Source organism: Paenibacillus sp. 32352 (assembly GCF_002042965.1).
Taxonomy (GTDB): domain Bacteria; phylum Bacillota; class Bacilli; order Paenibacillales; family NBRC-103111; genus Paenibacillus_S; species Paenibacillus_S vulneris.
This window is the reverse complement of record NZ_MZNT01000006.1, coordinates 244,429-263,825: the sequence shown is the minus strand read 5'-3', so window position 1 is coordinate 263,825 and position 19,397 is coordinate 244,429. Positions and strand designations below refer to the sequence as shown.

12 protein-coding genes and 2 pseudogenes are annotated in these 19,397 nt (G+C 51.1%); 13 read left to right on the top strand and 1 reads right to left on the bottom strand.

Annotated features, from left to right (window positions below):
• Positions 1 to 371: 371 nt before the first annotated feature.
• The 8 genes from B1728_RS16320 (at position 372) to B1728_RS16285 (ending at position 6,010) form a co-directional block, all read left to right on the top strand.
• Positions 372 to 878, top strand: a complete 507-nt coding sequence (locus B1728_RS16320; protein ID WP_079911295.1) for a MerR family transcriptional regulator — start codon at positions 372 to 374, stop codon at positions 876 to 878.
• A complete protein-coding gene (locus B1728_RS16315; RefSeq protein WP_079911294.1) occupies positions 875 to 1,315 on the top strand; it encodes an SRPBCC family protein in 441 nt (146 codons plus the stop codon). Before B1728_RS16320 ends, B1728_RS16315 begins: the two co-directional genes overlap by 4 nt.
• Before the next feature lie 2 nt (positions 1,316 to 1,317).
• Positions 1,318 to 1,755: an SRPBCC family protein gene (locus B1728_RS16310; protein WP_079911293.1), complete on the top strand. Its 438-nt coding sequence runs from the start codon at positions 1,318 to 1,320 to the stop codon at positions 1,753 to 1,755.
• Positions 1,756 to 1,911: 156 nt separating this feature from the next.
• Positions 1,912 to 2,292, top strand: a complete 381-nt coding sequence (blaI, locus tag B1728_RS16305) for a penicillinase repressor BlaI (protein ID WP_079911292.1) — start codon at positions 1,912 to 1,914, stop codon at positions 2,290 to 2,292.
• Between the two features lie 66 nt (positions 2,293 to 2,358).
• Positions 2,359 to 3,900: a M56 family metallopeptidase gene (locus B1728_RS16300; protein ID WP_144027894.1), complete on the top strand. Its 1,542-nt coding sequence runs from the start codon at positions 2,359 to 2,361 to the stop codon at positions 3,898 to 3,900.
• A gap of 252 nt (positions 3,901 to 4,152) precedes the next feature.
• Entirely contained in the window at positions 4,153 to 4,734 is a 582-nt protein-coding gene (locus B1728_RS16295) for a Crp/Fnr family transcriptional regulator (RefSeq protein WP_079911478.1), read from the top strand.
• A 77-nt stretch (positions 4,735 to 4,811) separates the two neighbouring features.
• Positions 4,812 to 5,150 carry a darcynin family protein gene (locus B1728_RS16290; protein ID WP_079911290.1) on the top strand — a complete coding sequence of 113 codons (339 nt, stop codon included), beginning with the start codon at positions 4,812 to 4,814 and terminating at the stop codon, positions 5,148 to 5,150.
• A 122-nt stretch (positions 5,151 to 5,272) separates the two neighbouring features.
• Entirely contained in the window at positions 5,273 to 6,010 is a 738-nt protein-coding gene (locus tag B1728_RS16285; RefSeq protein WP_079911289.1) for a hypothetical protein, read from the top strand.
• A gap of 20 nt (positions 6,011 to 6,030) precedes the next feature.
• Here the strand turns inward: B1728_RS16285 and B1728_RS16280 are convergent, their stop codons facing one another.
• Entirely contained in the window at positions 6,031 to 6,732 is a 702-nt protein-coding gene (locus tag B1728_RS16280) for a FlxA-like family protein (RefSeq protein ID WP_079911288.1), read from the bottom strand.
• Between the two features lie 278 nt (positions 6,733 to 7,010).
• Between B1728_RS16280 and B1728_RS16275 the strand changes: the two genes are divergently transcribed.
• From B1728_RS16275 to B1728_RS36815, 5 genes and pseudogenes are all read left to right on the top strand, one after another.
• The gene (locus tag B1728_RS16275) at positions 7,011 to 9,371 is read left to right on the top strand and encodes a helix-turn-helix domain-containing protein (protein ID WP_179136044.1); all 2,361 of its coding nucleotides are present in this window, start codon (positions 7,011 to 7,013) and stop codon (positions 9,369 to 9,371) included.
• Positions 9,372 to 9,385: 14 nt separating this feature from the next.
• On the top strand, positions 9,386 to 10,930 hold the full coding sequence (locus B1728_RS16270; RefSeq protein ID WP_079911286.1) for an extracellular solute-binding protein: 1,545 nt from the start codon (positions 9,386 to 9,388) through the stop codon (positions 10,928 to 10,930).
• 460 nt (positions 10,931 to 11,390) lie between these two features.
• Positions 11,391 to 15,647: pseudogene (locus B1728_RS37240) on the top strand (pectinesterase family protein); the annotation flags it as partial.
• 15 nt (positions 15,648 to 15,662) lie between these two features.
• Positions 15,663 to 16,916 (top strand): annotated as a pseudogene (locus tag B1728_RS36820) (pectate lyase family protein); the annotation flags it as partial.
• An 864-nt stretch (positions 16,917 to 17,780) separates the two neighbouring features.
• Positions 17,781 to 19,388 (top strand): S-layer homology domain-containing protein, encoded by a 1,608-nt coding sequence (locus tag B1728_RS36815; RefSeq protein ID WP_306293533.1) that lies wholly within the window; start codon positions 17,781 to 17,783, stop codon positions 19,386 to 19,388.
• Positions 19,389 to 19,397: the final 9 nt, after the last annotated feature.

Sequence of the window (19,397 nt, the reverse complement as noted above, 5' to 3'; positions counted from 1 at the left end):
AATAGGTTTTGGAAGTGGAAAGCCTTCATGGTTTCTTCGCCTATGTACGGGGCTCCTGCAAAGTGCCGGAATCAGATTTGAAGCCAAGGACCCATTTCGTGGGTCTGGGTAATATTGCATTGGGTAAATTTTACTATATTCTAGCCATTATAACCCATAACGCCTGCTAAAACATTATAAATGTTCCGATACATGGAAACTATTTGGGGAATTTTGCGATATTTGTCGAATTTATGCGGATAGAGATTGATTTCTATGGAGCATCTACCTCTGAAACATCAACTTTTCAATTTCTCTTGCACCTTACGTAACGTAAGGTTTTATAATAAAGCTACCGGTAGACAGCTAGCGATCAGGAGTGGAGATGATAGATGAGGAAGCATTGGAAGGTCGGCGAGCTCGCCCGGATGACGGGGCTTACCGTAAGAACGTTACGTTACTACGATCAAATTGGCTTGTTCTCACCGTCAGACCAGACGGATTCCGGTCACAGGCTGTATAGTGAAAAGGATTTGTCGCGCCTGCAGCAAATTTTATCGCTTAAGGAGCTGGGCCTGTCTCTCGAAGAGGTTAAGTCGGCTTTAACGGGCGGGCACCTTAGTCCTCTTGAGATCGTCACCCTGCAGATCACAAGAATTAAGGAGCAGATTCGGCTGCAGCAGAAGCTGTTGGAGCAGCTGGGACACGTATCCAAGCTGATGCAGGGGAATGCGGAATTAACCTTGGAGGATTTCACAGGACTTCTGCAAGCGATGAAAATGCAGTTCGAGAAGCCCGTCCTGGAGCGGCAAAGGAGCTGGGAGCGACACCTGGACCAGCTGGAGGAATTCCTTGCCGGGGAGAACGGAACGCCGAAACCTAAGGAGGAAAATCAATGAGCGAACGATTTGTCAAACATGCGACCTTTGTTATCGAGAAAACCTATACTGCCTCGCCTGAACGGGTATATCACGCGTGGTCCAACCCTGCGGCCAAGGCCAAATGGTTCTCCAAGCCGGATATTTTCGATTTTCGGGTTGGAGGACGAGAATACAGCAGCGGCGGACCGCCGGAGGGGCCGGTCTTTACCTTCGACGCCATCTACCAGGAGCTCGTACCGGAGCAGCGCATCGTATATACGTATACCCTGGATTCGGACGGCAAGCGCTTCTCCGTCTCTACTACAACGGTTGAGCTTATTCAGGCAGGTGACGGCACCAAGCTGATTTTTACCGAGCAGGGCGCGTTCTTTGATGGTCATGATACGCCGGAGGTACGGGAGCATGGGACGAACATTATGCTGGATGCGCTGGGGAAGGCGTTGGAGGAGGAATGAGGATGCTGGCAGGCAAGAATGAACTCATCACCTCACGAGTGTTCGATGTCCCGCCGGAGCACGTGTTTCGAGCCTGGACAACCCCGGAGCTGTTAGCCCGGTGGTGGGGGCCGGAGGGCTTCACGAATACGTTTCACGAATGGGATCCAAGGCCGGGCGGCGATTGGAAATTCACCATGCATGGACCGAACGGCATAGATTATCCTAACTATAACGTCTTTGTTGAGATCGTACCGGCGGAACGGATCGTGCTGGATCATCTGTCGGGACACGAATTTCGAATCACGGCAACGTTCGAGGATCTGGGGGAACGAACCCGGCTTACGTTTCGCCAGCATTTCAAGGTAACAGAAGAATACGAGGAAGCCAAGTCTTACTGTAAAGAGGCGAACGAACAGAACCTTGACCGGCTGGGTAAGGTGCTGGGGGGGCTGGCCTAGGTTATCGAAAAAACGCACTGTCTATGGACAATGCGTTTTTTTGGCATTATAGCAGCAGGTCATGGATACAGAGATGCATTTGACATTCCGAGATTACGCTTGTAATATTGTTATTGTATTACATATGTAATCAATCTGGTCAGGAGGGTAAAAGCAATGAATGAGATTCCCCAAATTTCGGACGCGGAATGGGAAGTGATGAAGGTGCTCTGGGCTAAGTCGCCAAGTACGGCCAACGAAGTGATTGAAGCTCTGGAAGACCGGACGGATTGGAAGCCAAAGACGATAAGAACACTGTTGAACAGACTGGTTCACAAAAAAGCCGTTTCTTACTCGCAAGAGAGCAAGGTATACGCTTATTTTCCGTTGGTTTCCGAGGACGAGTGCGTGAGGTCGGAAACGGCTTCCTTTCTAAAAAGAATTTACGGCGGGGCCTTCAAGCCTCTTTTGGTAAACTTTTTGAAGGAAGAAAAGCTCTCTCCGCAGGAGATAAAGGAATTGAAGAATATATTGGATGACAAGTCCAAAGGGAACTAAATACTTATGGTTACCGCCTTACGGGCTCTTGCCCTATGGATCGATTAACGAAAGGGTAGGGTGAATGTGAATCGGTTACTAGACTGTCTGGTGAATCTCTTCGATTGGATTTGCTCTGTCTCTGTCATGGCCGTTGTGCTGGTAATTCTGATTATTCTCTTCCAGCGCATGCTGCGGCATCGGCTCAAGCCAAGATGGCAATACTTGATGTGGCTGTTGGTCATTGTGCGGCTGGCATTGCCATGGGGTCCGGAGAGTGAATTCAGTATTTATAACTGGATCGGCTATCCAGGCTCCGTTTCTTCGGATTCGCCAATGAATGCGGAAGAAGCGGCGTCAAGAACGGATACATCAGAACCGCCGTCCTCGCCGGTTTACCGGCAAATAGGGGTTATGATATGGCTGCTTGGCGTCGGCTTGTTCGGAATGTATACCGTTCAGGTAAACAGAAGATTTGCCCGGAGGATGAGGCAGGGGACGATTCCCGTAACGGATGTAAGGGTGCTGGAGGTATTCCGGCAATGCAAGCAAAGGATGTCCGTCCATCAAGCCATTGCTCTTGTTGAATCCAGGCATGTGGGTTCGCCGACCCTTTACGGATTTATTCGGCCTCAATTGATTATGCCTCAGCAGCTTACCGATACTCTGACTGACGATCAACTGAGGCATGTATTCCTGCATGAGCTGGCACACAGCAAACGAAACGACATCAGAGTCAACGGGATCATGCATGCTTTGCTGATCCTTCACTGGTTTAATCCGGTTCTGTGGTACGCCTACCGCCGAATGAGGGAGGACCAGGAAATTGCCAGCGATGCTCTTGCGCTTAGCTTCCTCGCTCCGGATGAGCGTCAGAACTATGGGTATACGCTTATCCAATTGCTGGAGAGCTTATCTCAGCCTGTCCGAGTAGCTGGAAATGTCCATCTTATGGGAAATAAAACTCAATTGCAGAGGAGAATTGTAATGATCAAGAACTTTAAATCGAATTCATACCGCTGGTCATTCCTTGGCATTGCGACTGTGGTCTTTATAAGCGGATGCACCTTAACCAATCCCAAGGTCAATTCGGGGGCTGCGCAGACCGTGAATTCGCCGGTCTCCATCACTGAAAAAACACCGGCAGGGTCCGGCTCGGACGCGCAAAAGTCGCAGACAGCGGATGATACAACAAAGCAGCAAACTTCTGCAGAGCAGCCATCGACCCCTCCGGAAGGCACATCGAAGCAGCAGGAACCTTCCGAACCGAAGCAGGTATTTTTTGATGATGCTTCCAAAGCGTCATCCCCATCGGGGGGAGTGCCATCATCTTCTAATGATAAACCGCAGCCGGTACCTCCCTCCGAGCTGCAAGCAGCGGGCGCGAATGATTCATCGAGCCAACCGTCGGCGGTTAAGGCGGCTCCAAGGGAGTCGAGCGCCAAGCCGCAGCCGGCACCTGCTGTGAGAGTGCAGGTAGGAGAGCCGAGTGATGCATCAAGAAAGCCGGCGGCAGTAACCCCGGCGCCAGCGGCTTCCAATGACACATCCAACCGTAAACCATCGGCTGTGCCGAGTACGGAAGGTGCTGAACCGCGGCTAGTTCCTTCTACACAAGCCGAACAGTAAGCTGAGGCCGGAGGAAGAGCCTCAGACCTCCTACCAAGTGAAACCGAGCGAATCCTATCGCTTTAAGCTGGACCCGCGTAACCCCCATAGAGTTCAAGAAATTCTTACGCATAAAGCATCTTCCAGGGCTGGTGTATCCTTTGGATGACACACTGCCGTTACTGGAGGTGCTTTTTTCGTCGCACTAATGACGCGCCGCCGGTTTTGAAGTAAGCTGGTAGGAATATACGCATAATGATCGAGGAGGAGCCTATGTACTCATATTATCGTGCACTGGAAAATCGGGCCCGGCAGGCATCGATCTCTGAGGAAGAATGGAAGCCATTCGTTGACCGGACAAGAGTGCGGCATGTGAAGCAAGGAGCCCGTCTTATAGAGTCCGGACAGCATGTACAGCATGCGTATTTTTGCTCGGAAGGCTTGTTCCGGTTATTTTACACTTTGGCTGATGGAAGGGAATATAATGTCGCTTTTACACTGGAGCAGGATTATGCGACCTCCTACGCGGCCATGGTAACAGGAGCGCCGTCGCCTTATACAATCGAGGCCATGGAGGATTCGGTTGTCATTGAAATATCGTATGATGTGCTGAATGAGCTTATGGATACTAGCCATAGGTGGGAACGGTTCGTGCGAAAGAGTGTAGAGAGGCTGTACATCCGGAAGGAAGAGCGCGAACGCCAATTATTATATTTGTCTGCAAAGGAACGCTATGATGCGTTTCTTCTCAAGTATCCCGGCTTGGAAAAGCGGATTGTGCAGTATCATATCGCCTCGTACATTGGCATATCTCCCGTCTCGCTAAGCCGCTTGCTTCACAACGAGCCCCATTAACCTATGTTAATGCGGACCATGGCGGGAGCGGGTTACAATAAGGGTATCAATCTACAGTAGCAAAGAGGGATGCGGATATGAGATATGTGTTGATTGTTTTGCTGGAATTTTACCCTTCGTGGCTGGCTTTGCCCCGGGAGGAGCGCAGAAGCCATGCCGGGAAGCTGCAGGAAATTATTCAGACCTACAGCGCTCACGTTAAAGTTCGTTTTTGCGACGCGGAGGCGCTGCCGGGAAAAGATTATACGGATTTCGTTATCTGCGAAACGGACGATATGGCCCAATATCACTATATGTGGGAAGAAATTCGGGATTCGGAGCCGTATACCAAAGGCTATATGAAAATTAAAGATGTCATTATGGGCATGGAGAACGCATTCCAAGCCTATGAATCGGAGATACTCAAGATGGATTAGCATGAGCTGGTCCATCTTGTTTGTCGAGAAGCCTATATAGCTTGAAGCATGCCTGAAGAAGAACCTTGCAAAAGACAATCTATCTTATGGTACAAAATATACAACTAAACGAGGAAAACCCCATGCCTTTTCCAACTCAACTGCAGCGTTACAAACAAGCGATATTATCCCTTCCCAAGGACACGGTACTTACCAAGGAGGAGCTTCTGACAGAGGAATTTCTAGTAGACCGGGATGGGAAGCTGGAAATGTACTATGCACCTCATAATGAATACAGGACTCCTTCGGCCGCAGTGGCCATTGTCGGGCTAACGCCTGGCTGGGCACAAATGCGAATCGCTATTCAAGAGGCTAGAATCGGCTTGGAGGAAGGGCTGCCGGATGCAGAAATATGCAAGAGAGCGAAGGATGCCGCAAGGTTCGCGGGCACTATGCGAAGTGAGCTCATCCGTATGCTGGATGCTCTTGAGCTGCATCATCATTTGCAAATCCCCTCTTGCGAATCTTTGTTCCAAGAGCATCAGGAGCTGCTTCATTCTACTGCTTTGCTGCGCTATCCGGTTTTCACAGATAAGAATAATTATAGCGGCACGCGCCCTGAACTGATGTCCAATGAATTTCTTAGAAATCACGCGCTATCCTCAATACGGGAGGAGCTCGACATCATGAATCGTGCACTCATTATCCCATTGGGCAAACGGGTGGAGGAGGTGCTGCAGCTCCTCGTGAACGAAGGAAAGCTGAAGGGGGAGCAATGCTTGTGGGGATTCCCGCATCCGTCAGGAGCTAACGGGCACAGGCACAAGCAGTTTGCTGCTCATCAGGAAGCTATGCGCGGGAAAATAGAGGCTTACTTCTAGCCTAGCTGCTGCGGAATCGGTTATATTCTAATATCGATTCGCTTTCTCTGATCCTCTTTCTGATCCTTCAGCATCTCGTCTTCGCTTAGTCCAAAGCTGCCGTCAGCTTCTTGTTCCTGAGTTAAACCAGGCTCGGAAGAGAGTTTTTCTGTATCTTGTACCCGTTTATCGTTCTCATCCTCTTTGGAGGACAGAGCCTTGCTTTCCTGCAATCCCTCTTCTACCAGCTTGCTGCTCTGTAAAGCTTTTTGATATTCGGGCATCGCGTAGGATAAAGCTCTTTCCATTTTATTAATATCGGGATGAATGACCTTGGCCGCTTCCTTCTTGTATACGGTGAAGGCGGCGTCGCCTTTCTTCATAGAGTTTGTCGCAGAGACGAGACCTGTCACGACTTTTTCGTTCAAGACCTGGGCATCCTCTTCATCGTCTTGGTCATTGGATTGCGCTTCGGAAGCCTTTTGCTGTTCTTCCGTTCTTTTTTTGGCTATTGCATCTGCGATTTGCTTATCCAGCGCCTTGATCTGGTCATCAAGCTCTTTTATCTTATTTTGTTTCATTTCGGTGGACATCTTGCTTTGCTGGACTTGCTTCATCTGATCTTGAAGCTGTGTTTTTTGCTTTTGCAGAGCATTAATCAACGATTGGGTCGAGTTACTATTAGCGGCTGCAGCGGGTTGAGCATACTTCGTTGTACTGTTGGACAATCCGCTTATTTTCATTTGATTGATCCTCCTTTTGTCCTATTGTTATTTAAGTTATCGGCATAAGGTAAGAGAATCGTTAGACGGGCGCTGATCAATCCATGCAGGCTATCGTATGTAGGATGGGGGCAAGGCTCGCACGGTATAGCACGAAAATATATGCTCGACCACCATTTTGGTCTATATCTTGGCAAAATGCGTTCTTCTTGACCCTTCAGCCTTATGTTACAATAGGGTCAACAAGCGTTAGAATGCGCTTCCAACGGTTGAACAAGACAAGGGTGAACGCACAAGAGATGAAGAAACAGCCGAACCGTTATTATGTGAGATGGGTATGGTTATGCTTTATTACGGCCACGCTGCCTGTTGTGCTGCTTGGTTTATTTTCCTATGCCAAATCCTCCGGCGTCGTGCTGGAGAAGACGAAGAAAGAAACGGCGCTCAGTCTGCAGCAAACGCAGATGAACGTGGAACACTCCTTGAAGGTAGCCGATCAGGCGACAACCCACTTTCTGGGCTCTAAAATTATTCAAACCGCGCTCAATGAACCGCTTAGCCCGGATCAATTCCAGCTCTATACCCAGGTGAAAACTGAGCTTAGCAGCCTCCAGCGCCTCGATACCGGGATAGACGATATTCAACTATGGAGTACCGCCGGCAATTGGCTTATTAAAAATGACGGTCTGTATCGGCTGGATGCATGGATTAAAGGAAATGCATCGGCAATGCCGGACCCGGCTGCACCTTCGGTTTGGGCCATTGGCGAGTCAAAAGCGGCAACGGGGGCTCAGGAAGCTAATATGCCGTCCGGCAGTCAAAATGAAAGCGTTACCCAACCAACTTCCGCAAATCGTTGTCAGACGTATGTCAGCCTGCTGAAGAAGCTCCCGCTCACGGCTTACCGGAGCCTCGGAACCGCCATGATTCAAATTCCGGCCTGCAGCTTAAGCCAGCTGATTTCGGTGAATGCGGAGCATGAGGCCGTGCTGCTGTTTGATCAGGATGGACAGTTGTTTGTCCATAAGGGCGTAACCTTGGACGGTTTGGACGAGACACTTCATCAATCGGTCCGGCAGCTCCCGGGAGATCGTACCGGGCAGTATACCCTGAACATGGACCGCCAATCGTTTGCCGTTACCTACCGCAAATCGGACTATAACGGATGGACCTATGTATCCGTCGTTACGCTCGATCAATTAACCCGATCCTCCCGCGACATCGGGTGGTTTACTCTATCGATTTGCCTTATTCTGCTTTTACTGTCTATTGCGGCCATCCTATTGTGGACGAAGCGGTTGTACCAGCCGATCGCTCAAATCTACAAGGAAGTGATGTCCCAGATGGGAATGTCCCCTTCCAGGAAGCCATTGGATGAAATTCAAGTAATAGGAGAGCAGGTTCAGACCTTATTCGATACGAAAAAGCGGCTGGAGAGCAGGCTGGAGGGGCAGACCGAGCTGCTGCGCACGTTTTTGATGGTCAAGCTGTTCTTGTTCGGCATGAAGGAAGGAGAGATTGTCGAACGGATGGAGAGCCTTGGGATGCGGCAGAACTTTTCACGATTTTGTGTGCTCGCGCTGCAGATCGGCAGTCTGGAGAATACCCGATTTACCGAAAAAGATATCGATTTGCTGTTATTTGCCGTCAATAACATGGTCGGTGAGCTCCTTGCCGCAGACCGCAGATTGCATCCCATTGTGCTGGGCAGAACGCAAACGACGGTTCTGACCGGCGGATCGGAAGCGAAGGAATCGATGATATCCGAGGCTTATGCGGCTGCGAGACTTATACAGCGAACCGCGGCCCGGGTGCTCGACTTGAAGGTTCATATCGGAATCAGTGTTCCGTACCAGCGGCTGCCGGAGCTTCCCCGAGCCTATGAAGAAGCGGTTGAGGCCTCTAAGAGACATGCATTCTTAGGCGATGAAGGCATTGGCTACTTCGGTGATTTAGGCGAAGACCATGTCCTCCATTATTCTTATCCTTTTGCGCTGCAATCGGAGCTGTTTGATGCGGTCAAGCTTGTGGATAGGGAGCGGGCCGGTAAGCTCTTACGGCAGCTGCTTTACGAAATTAGCCAAAATAACCCCAATATTTACGATATGCAGTTTAATGCCGTGCGCTTGCTGATGAATACACTCGGTCTTGCCAACGGCGTAACGGGTCAAGCCATTCCGATGCAGCGGCAGCAGGCGCTGTTCGACGAATTGTTTCACTTGAATCTAACGGAGTCCGGCGCGGCATGGTTTATGGATCACATCATCGACCCCGTCATGAACGGAATTGAGGGACAGACGGAAGCAAGGCATCTTTCCTTATCCAAACAGATGGTGCAAATGGTCCATGAGGAATTCGATACAGATATTACGATCGATACCTGCGCGGACCGCCTGCACTATAATGCAAGCTATTTGGCAGCTCTTTTCCGTAAAAGCATGGAGGTATCGTTCAGCGCTTATTTGGCACAGTACCGCCATCAAATGGCGCTCAAATGGCTTATGGAGACTGACATGCCGATCAAAGAAATCGCCGAGCGGCTGCGCTACAACAATTCTCAGAACTTCATTCGCTCGTTCCGTAAAACAGAGGGCTGCAGCCCGGGGAAATTCCGGGAACTGGGGCGCCAGAATAACGGCAAGGCAAGTGGTTCTGCATAGATGGAGGGATAGCCATGTGGAACAAACGGAGAAGCACAACCTTTTGGAAGCTTGGCATGATTTTGATGCTTGCCGTCTCTACAGCGGGCTGTTCATTGCAGGCATCGCCAAAGGTCGATAGCCAGAAGGCAAGCGGGAACAGAACCGCCAATGCAGATATCAGCTTCATGCTAATACTGAACCAGGATGATCCTCCACAGGATACGATCCTTCGTGGGCTTGAATCCATGACGAATACGAAGCTGGCGATATCCTGGGTGCCGGATACGATTTACTCCGACAAAATGGTGGCTGCCATCGCTACCGGAACGCTTCCCAAGGTGGTGCAGATCAAGGCGGTCGACGTGAAGCAGCCTTCTGTCGTCAACGGAATCCGATCGGGCCAGTTTTGGGAGATCGGCCCTTATTTGAAGGATTATCCGCTGATCAGCAGGTACATCAATCCGACGATTATGAGCAATGCGTCTTTTTTCGGGAAAACCTACGGTATATATTGGGAGCGGCCGCAATCGAGACAGGGAATACAATTCCGCAAGGATTGGCTGAATCGGCTGGGCCTGCAGGAGCCAAGGAGCATCGAGGACTTATATGAGGTGCTTCAGGCCTTCACTTACCGCGATCCGGACGGCAACGGTAAACAGGATACCTATGGCTTGATCGACCGCAATGATCTTGTGTATGGCGCCTTCAAAAACATCGCTTCCTACTTCGGCGCACCTAACAGCTGGGGGCTTGTGGCCGGCAAGCTGACCCCGGATTTTATGACACCGGAATATACGGCGGCGATGAAATTTATGAAGAGATTGTATGACGAGAAGCTGATGAACCCCGACTTCACCGTGACGAGCAAGGTACAGCAGGAGGATCGCTTTATCAAAGGCGAAGCAGGGATGATGATCAGCAATGTACTGGCTTCCTCCGTGCAATACCGGATTCAACGGGTAACTAAGGACGCCGAGGTCGATATCGTGAACCGGATCAAAGGACCTCAAGGAGAGCGGATATGGGGAGGAAGCGGCTTCGGCGGTCTGTTCCTGTTCCCCAAATCGAGCATCAAGAACGAGGCGGAGCTTCGCGAGGTCCTCGCCTTTTTCAACAGCCTGTTGTCCGAAGAGGTGAACAATCTGCTCACCTACGGGATAGAGGGACGTCACTACAAGCTTAATGAGGACCGGACGACGATCAAAATTTTCCCGGATACGCAAGCCTTGCGGGAGCAGGAAGTGGAGCCTTACGCGAATGCGCTGCGGACCTTTGATATCCGGTACCTGAAGCTGGAGGAAACCAGCGAAATGCAGGACAAGATTCAGCGCATGATTGACGACAACGCCAAGATGGCGGTTAATGACCCGACGACTGCTTTGTTCTCACAGACGCAGGCGGAAAAAGGCGCAGAGCTGCAGACGATCATTTCGGACGCGACCTACCAATTTATTTTGGGAAAAATCGATGAGCGCGGATTCGCTGCCGAAGTCGGCAGATGGCGCCAGAGCGGCGGGGATCAAATGATCGACGAGCTGAATAGAGAATATGCTGAAATGAAACCCATAAAGCCCTGAAGGTTAAATGAATACGATTGCTCCTTGAAGGCGGCGAGCCTTTGAGGGGCTTTTTTTCTTGATGGAGCTTATGAGTTTCCAGGCTTCCCGGCAAGTACCTGAATCAGCTTCATAGCCACGGTGTCGCTATGTAGTCGGGTTATTTGTTCCAGTAAGGAGTCATTTCGTTTGCAAGGCAATCTGCCTTCGAGAGCACTGTTTTGCAAAAGGGTTAAAACCAGCATATACGTGTAATCCGGGCTCATCTGAATAATCACCCATCTTCAGACAAGATGATTATAGCCGGTGAATGCCTGGAGAGGCATAATGGGGGAGCGGTGGACAAGGCTGTGTCTTTACGCGGAAAGCAGGGAGATGAGAGCCGTGCCGCGGGATTCAGATAGGGTAAAGGAGTGAAAAGGTCAGGCTATTCATCAATGTATGCAGCAAGAAAAATGGGCTAAGGAGGTTCGCCAATAACATGAAGAAAGGCAATATCATGATCTGTTTGCGCATCATGCTGTGTTTTGCATTGCTGGCGTCGTATATCCCGGTCTTGGGAATACCGGATGTTCAGGCGGCGCCGCTCCCTACGGGCTGGAGCAGCTTGAGCTACAATAGTTCCACGGGGAACACGACCTATGATAAGACGGAAGGTGTGCTTACCGTTACAAGCACTTCATCTGCCGGTATTACGAATCAGAGTGCTGCCACGGAGCAGTTTCAATATGCGTATACTCCGGTAAGCGGGGACTTCACCCTGATCGCTAAACTGACCAGCTATCCGTATGTTAGCGGAGCTCAGGCGGGGATTTTGCTTCGCAGTACACTGGATCAAGGCAGCTCATTTGTGTACAGCTATTATTACGGCACGGGAAATAAGTATCAGCCATACGTTACAACGAAAGCGGTTACCGGGGGTTCGGCAAGCAATTCAGGATACAAAGTATCAGGGACTGATATGACGTACGATACGCCTCCAAGCTACATGCGTGTCCGCAAGCAATGGAACGCCGGCTCATCCAGAGCGGATGTCTATTTTGATATCGGCACATCGGATGGGACTACGATCACTTGGACGAATATCAACGGGAAAAATATTACGGATGTGACATCCAACCAATCTATGTATGTCGGCTTTGCTGTAGGGAAAGCGGCTGCCGCATCCTTCGGCAGCATAACGCTTCAAAATGCGTATAATGCCGCTTCAACGACAGCAGTTTCCAGTTTAACGGCGACCATGCCGGTATCCCTGGAAGCCCCGGCCCTTAACGGTACGGCAGGCGATCGTCAAGTGACGCTCAGCTGGGACGCGGTCACGGACGCGGTTTACTATGATGTGGGACGGAGCACCGTTAAAGGCGGACCCTATAGCAAGCTAAACAGCGGTCCGATTCATGGACTCAGCTACACAGATACGGCAGTAACCAATGGACAAACGTATAACTACGTGGTCACAGCTGCCAACGCGGTATCCGCCAGCGTCTATTCCAATGAGGTAGCTCTTACGCCGGCAGCGCTGACTGCAGCAGTACCGGCTGCGCCAGTGAATGCTGCGACAGCCGCAGGGAACCAGCAAGTCACTCTTTCCTGGAGCAGCGTATCCGGGGCAACGTCCTATAACGTGAAGCAAAGCGCAGCGGCCGGAGGGCCCTATACCGTTGTAGCGAATGTAGCTAACGGCACCAGCTTTACTCACACCGGGCTAGCTAACGGTACTGCTTATTATTATGTGATAAGCGCGGTTAATGGCGTCGGTGAAAGCTCCAACTCTAACGAGGTTTCGGACAAACCAGGTCTCTATTTCATCAATGATAATTTCGAAACCAGCGTATTGGGAGATACTCCTGCAGGCTATGTTTCCATTGCCAATGCAGCAGACGACAAGATCAACAACGTGACTGTCATCAACAACGATCATTTGACCAACAAATATTACTCGCCGACAGAAGCCGCACCGGCCAATAACAAATCGGCGGCGATTAAGGACAATTCGACCAATGTATTATGGATCAACGATAATGCCGATTCGGGCCGCAGAGGGGGCTTTACGAATTCCTTCTCCCCGGTATCCGGCAAGAACGGTCTGACGGCTGAATTAAGCTTCATGGAACCCAAGGTCATCGGGGATTCCTATCCATTGGAGCTTATCGACAGCTCGGGTAAAACGGTGCTTTCCTTCAGCGTCACGAACCTGAATACATTCGAGACCATTAACTCCAATAATACGGTGAGATGGTATACGCTGAGGTTTGTCGCCGATACCGGAACGAATACGGCCGATGTTTATTTCAACGGAGTGTACAGAGGCAATTACAAATTCAGCACACAGGATACTAACATCGCCAAAATTCAAGCGAGAACAGCGGGTTCCTCCACAGGAAGCCTGTATGTAGATAATGTGAAGGTTTATAAACACACGGCGGTGACTCCACAAAATCTGACTGCAGCAGGAGCCGACCAGAAGGTCGTGCTGAACTGGAACTCAGCAAGCGGCGTGGATTCCTATAATGTCTACCGGAGCACCGTCATCGGGGGACCTTACACTCGTGTAGCGACCCAGGTTACATCCCCTGCGTACACCGATACGGGGCTTGAAAATAAGAAGGATTATTACTATGTCGTTACAGGTGTTAATGCTAACGGCGAAAGCGACCCATCGAATGAGGCACACGGCTATCCGAACAATGTTCAGCCGCCGGATACTGCACCTGTATTTGGTACTATCGATATTCGGGACAGTCAAATCACTTTGAATTGGAGCTCCGTCCAAGTTAAAGATGAGGAAGGACAACCAGTACAGTCTACTTACACACTTCTGCGGAGCACCCATCCGGACGGCCCGTTCATTACCGTAGCGCAGAAGCTTACCGGAACGACGTATCTCGATAAAAACCTGACGAATGGGACCTCGTACTACTACCAGGTAACGGCAGCCAATATGGGCGGCTCAAGTCCAAGCTCCGCGCTGCTGAAGGTTGCGCCTTCCGCACCTTTAGCTGCACCGACGCTGGTAAGTGCCGTGCCCGGAGATAATAAGGTCGATCTAAGCTGGACGTCGGTTACGGACGCAACCTATTACATGGTTAAGAGAAGCACCGTGAACGGAGGACCTTACACAACGGTAGCCCAAGAGGTGAGGGATGCCAGCTTTACCGACACCGATGTTACTAACGGCACGAACTATTACTATACTGTCGTTGCAAGTCGTGTGGCAGACGATCAATTAGCTCAAGAGAGCATGATCTCCAACCAGCTGAAGGCGGTTCCTTATGCAGCGAAGGCCGGTGCTCCTGCCGCTCCGACTGGGCTTAGAGCGATTGCTGCCGAAGGCAGTGCAAGCCTTTCCTGGGACAAGATGGCCGGGGCGGCCGGTTATACTGTGAAAAGATCGGTAACAAGCGGAGGACCTTATACAACGCTTGCCACAACGGATCAAACCTCCTACAACGATGCGAGCGTAGTCAACGGCACGACATACTATTACGTAATTGCCGCTTCGAATGCTAACGGGGAAGGACCCGCAACAGACGAAATCGCCGTACTGCCTGCAAAGGTGCTTACCGTAGATCAGGCGGCCACAGCAAGCAGTGCGAATTTTGGCACGACACTATTCCATACGATTCAAAGTGCTGTGAACTCGATATCTACAACGAATACGGAACGAACTGTCATTCATATTAAAGCAGGAACCTATACCGAGAAGCTTACGGTGGATCGGCCTTATGTAAGCCTTGTAGGGGATGGCATGGACCAAACCGTGATCGTTTATGGCGATTATGCCGGAACCTCATCGACAACCGGGAAGCCGGGCCATACGGGCAACACCTTCTTGAGCCAAACGGTGAAGGTAACGGCAGATAACTTTACCGCTGCCCACTTGACCATCGAGAACAGCTCGGGTCCGCGCTCGGCCGTAGCCCAAGCTGTGGCTCTGTCCTTATACAGCGATAAGGCTTCGTTGGAATCGGTCAAGCTGAAGGGCTATCAGGACACGCTGTATAACGGACTAAATCCAAGCGGTAAAGGGCGTCATTATTTCCACAACAGCATCATTCAGGGCGATGTCGACTTTATCTTCGGCGAAGCCCCGGCGGTTGTCATGGATAATGTAAAAATGGTCCTCGTCAGCAACTCCGGCGGCGGCGGACATATCACCGCAGGAGCACAAAAGAATGTAACGGATAAAGGCTATGTGTTCTTCAATTCACAAATCGTGGACGATGCCTCTGCCTCCGGTACTTACGATTTAGGGCGTGGCTGGAAGGATTATGCGAGAGTCAGCTTTATCAACACATTGATCGACTCCAGGAAATTTCTAAATGAAGGGTGGGGCGCTTCTTGCGCGGGAAGCTGCATTACGAACTACTTTTCCGAGTATAACAGCTATGGTGTGGGAGCCAACCCGTCCGCCCGTAAAATTTCGACGCAGCTGACAGGACCGGAAGCTAGCTTGACGATCCCGCAAATTTTTACTGATTGGGATCCTTCCATTCCGGTGATTATGCCTAATGTGACTTACCTGCCTACGGTGTCGGTGACAACGTCCAATTTTGACAAAAATTCAGCGAATCAAGCAGACATTCATGCGACTCTCCAGCTCAATGGGGATGCTCTTAAGAGTATTACGAATGGCTCTGCAGCTCTAACGGCATCCGATTATTCGGTGAACGGCAATGTAGTGACGTTGAACAAGGCTTATCTGGCAAGTCTGCCCGAAGGAACGACGACACTCAGCTTCAACTTTGGCACGATTTCCGTTCCGGTCACTATTAACGTGATCAATACGGATGCTTCGTCGGATATTGGAAAGCAGGTGCTGGCCGTCAACGACGGGTGGGGTTCCTTCACGACGGGAACGACCGGGGGCTCCAAAGCTTCTGCGGCAAATATTTTCACCGTAACCAAACGCAGCGAGCTCATTAAAGCACTCGGAGGCAATAACAGCTCGAATGCGACGAATTCGACGCCGAAGATCATCTACGTCAAGGGCACCATCGACATGAATGTGGATGACAACGATAATCCGGTAGGTATGGATTATTATAAAGACCCGGCATACGACCTCCAGGCTTATCTGGCTGCTTATGATCCGGCGGTTTGGGGAACCCGGGTTCCATCTGGGCCATTAGAGACGGCACGTGCCGTTTCGGAAGCGAACCAGGGGAACAAAATCAAAATCAATGTGGGCTCCAATACGACCATTGTCGGCTTACCGGGCTCCAACGCCAAGATTACAGGCGGTAACCTGATGATTCAGAACGTGGATAATGTCATTATCCGCAACATCGAATTCGAGAACGCGTTCGACTATTTCCCTCAATGGGACCCGACAGATGGAGATGCAGGCAACTGGAACTCCGCGTTTGACAGTATCACCGTGAAGAACGCCCAGCATGTTTGGATTGATCACAATACGTTCAGTGATGGAAATAACCGCGATGATTACAACATCAAATATTTCGGGCGGCAATACCAGCAGCATGACGGCGCATTGGATATTTCTAACTCTTCCGATTTGATTACAGTCTCTTATAACTACTTCCATGATCATGATAAAAACACCCTGGTTGGCGGAAGCGACAGTTATACGGACGATCGCGGCAAAGAGAGGATTACGTTCCACCATAATTTTTATCAAAATGTGACGCAGCGCGCACCGCGTGTGCGGTTCGGGCAAGTGCATCTGTATAACAACTATTATGAAGGTACCCTTAATAACGAGAGCTATCCTTTCCTGTACGCTATAGGCGTAGGATTCGAGTCGCATATCGTTGCGCAAAACAACTATTTTGTTCAGGATGAGGGGACATCCGCCGCTTCGCTGATTCAAGTATCACCTGGCGGAACGGAGTTTACGGATGCAGGCTCTATACTCAACGGAGTAGAAGTAAATATCGCGCAAAGCAAAGGCGGATTGAGTCCGGCCAACTGGACGCCGACGCTGTTCAATCAAATGGACGCAACCGTGGATGTGCCTGCTATTGTCAAATCACAAGCAGGAGCAGAGCATGCACGGTCAGGTGATAAAGCGCCTGGGACACCGGCTGATCTGACAGCAACAGCGGGCGATGCCCAGGTCAGCCTGCAGTGGAGCAGTGTAACAGGAGCAGCCTCGTACAATGTGAAACGCAGCACGACCAAAGGCGGCGCGTATACGACGATTGCGACGAATGTTGCAGGTACAAGCTACACAGATAAAGAGCTGACGAACGGAACGACGTACTATTATGTAGTAAGTGCGGCTAATGCCGGGGGAGAAAGCGCGAATTCGGCGGAAGTGAGTGCGACTCCGACAGCTCCAGTGACACCGGTAGAGCCACCGGCCGCACCGACAGGTCTCGTAGCGACAGCTGCGATTAGCCAGGTCAGCCTGCAGTGGAGCAGTGTAACAGGAGCAGCCTCGTACAATGTGAAGCGCAGCACGACCAAAGGCGGCGCGTATACGACGATTGCAACGAACGTGGTTGGAACTAGTTACACGGATAAAGAGCTGACGAACGGAACGACCTACTATTACGCAGTAAGTGCGGTTAATGCCGGAGGAGAAAGCGCGAATTCGGTGGAAGTAAGTGCGACGCCGACAGCTCCAGTGACTCCGGTAGAGCCACCGGCCGCACCGACAGGACTCGTCGCGACAGCTGCTGTCAGCCAGGTCAGCCTGCAGTGGAGCAGTGTAACAGGAGCAGCCTCGTACAATGTGAAACGCAGCACGACCAAAGGCGGCGCGTATACGACGATTGCGACGAATGTTGCAGGTACAAGCTACACAGATAAAGAGCTGACGAACGGAACGACGTACTATTATGTAGTAAGTGCGGCTAATGCCGGGGGAGAAAGCGCGAATTCGGCGGAAGTGAGTGCGACGCCAATGGCTCCAGTGACTCCGGTAGAGCCACCGGCCGCACCGACAGGACTCGTCGCGACGGCTGCTGTCAGCCAGGTAAGCCTGCAGTGGAGCAGTGTAACAGGAGCAGCCTCTTACAACGTGAAACGCAGCACGACCAAAGGCGGTGCGTATACGACGATTGCGACGAATGTAACGGGAACCAGTTACACGGATGCCGACTTAACGAATTTTGTGACCTACTACTATGTCGTTTCGGCTGTTAATACAGGCGGGGAAAGCGCCAACTCCTCTGAAGTCAGCGCGACTCCTTATTACTCGCGCGGAGGTTCTGGCAGCAGAGGCGGCTCGTCAACGACAACGCCACCCGTAACCACAGAGCCTGCCCAAGAAGGCTCGCTTATGTTGAACCTGCCGTCAGTGAGTGGGAAGACCGCAGACGGAAAAGCGGCGGCAAGAGCCACTCTGGAGGGTGCGGCATTAACTCAAGCATTGGAAATCCTTAAAGGTGCAGCAGGGCAGCGGATCTCCATCGAAGTCAAAGGAAATAGCGAGCCTGTCGGCCTATTGGAGCTTCCATCCGCCTCAGTAGCGGAGCTTGTCTCCAAAGCACCGAATGCGGTGATTTCCTTGAAGTACGGAGGAGCTTCGTATGATTTGCCATTGAGAGCCATCGATATCGATGCCCTTGCAAGCAAGCTTGGCGCGGCGTCCAAGGATGTCAAGATCGTTATTTCGATCGAGAAGGTCAGCGGTGCAGCTCTATCTGCTATCGAAGCGAAGGCCAAGCAGGAGGGCCTGAATCCTTTGGTTCCGGCAGTGGACTTTACCGTAACGGCAGCTGATGCCAGCGGCAAAGCAATTCAAATCAGCGATTTTGGAGCTCTGTATGTTACTCGTACATTAGATCTGACCAAGGCTCCGGATCCGAAGAAAACGACAGCCGTGCTGTACAATCCGGAGGCAGGAACGTTCAGCTTCGTACCGGCCATATTTACTACGGAAGGCGGGGCTTCCAAGGCTGTAATAAGACGTCCGGGCAACAGTATCTATACGGTTGTCGAATACTCCAGAACTTTCGATGACATCAAAGAACACTGGGCTCGGGCCGATGTGGAGCTGCTAGCCTCCAAGCTTGTGGTCAATGGAGTGACCGACAGCAGCTTTGCACCACAGCATGAGATTACTCGCGCGGAATTCGCAGCGCTTCTGGTTCGAGCTCTAGGCTTGAACGAGACGGCTGCAACGAAATTCCGGGACGTTAGGGCAAACGACTGGTTTGCAGGAGCTGTTGGCGCGGCTAGTCAGGCCGGCTTGGTGGACGGCTTTGAGAACGGCACCTTCCAACCGGAGGCTGCCATTACGCGTGAACAAATGGCGGTAATGATCACTCGCGCCATGAGCGCAGCCGGGAAAAAGGCGGACGTAAGCCCACAAGGCTTGTCCAAGTTCTCGGATTCCGGCCTGGTTAGCGGCTGGGCTAAGGATGCAGTGGCTCAAGCTGTTAATGCAGGAATTATTAATGGTGTGACCAGCGATACGTTCGTGCCTGGCGCCAAGGCCAGCCGTGCGGAAGCGGCCGTCATGCTGAAACGATTGCTGCAGTACGAACAGCTTATGAATGAAGAATGAATGAAATAG

Excerpts from the sequence above, each read along its gene's own strand:
- B1728_RS36815 (WP_306293533.1), top strand. The coding sequence starts at position 17,781 with ATGGCTCCAGTGACTCCGGTAGAGCCACCGGCCGCACCGACAGGACTC.
- B1728_RS16280 (WP_079911288.1), bottom strand. The coding sequence starts at position 6,732 with ATGAAAATAAGCGGATTGTCCAACAGTACAACGAAGTATGCTCAACCC.
- B1728_RS16285 (WP_079911289.1), top strand. The coding sequence starts at position 5,273 with ATGCCTTTTCCAACTCAACTGCAGCGTTACAAACAAGCGATATTATCC.
- B1728_RS16295 (WP_079911478.1), top strand. The coding sequence starts at position 4,153 with ATGTACTCATATTATCGTGCACTGGAAAATCGGGCCCGGCAGGCATCG.
- B1728_RS16320 (WP_079911295.1), top strand. The coding sequence starts at position 372 with ATGAGGAAGCATTGGAAGGTCGGCGAGCTCGCCCGGATGACGGGGCTT.
- blaI (WP_079911292.1), top strand. The coding sequence starts at position 1,912 with ATGAATGAGATTCCCCAAATTTCGGACGCGGAATGGGAAGTGATGAAG.
- B1728_RS16270 (WP_079911286.1), top strand. The coding sequence starts at position 9,386 with ATGTGGAACAAACGGAGAAGCACAACCTTTTGGAAGCTTGGCATGATT.
- B1728_RS16290 (WP_079911290.1), top strand. The coding sequence starts at position 4,812 with ATGAGATATGTGTTGATTGTTTTGCTGGAATTTTACCCTTCGTGGCTG.
- B1728_RS16315 (WP_079911294.1), top strand. The coding sequence starts at position 875 with ATGAGCGAACGATTTGTCAAACATGCGACCTTTGTTATCGAGAAAACC.
- B1728_RS16310 (WP_079911293.1), top strand. The coding sequence starts at position 1,318 with ATGCTGGCAGGCAAGAATGAACTCATCACCTCACGAGTGTTCGATGTC.
- B1728_RS16275 (WP_179136044.1), top strand. The coding sequence starts at position 7,011 with ATGAAGAAACAGCCGAACCGTTATTATGTGAGATGGGTATGGTTATGC.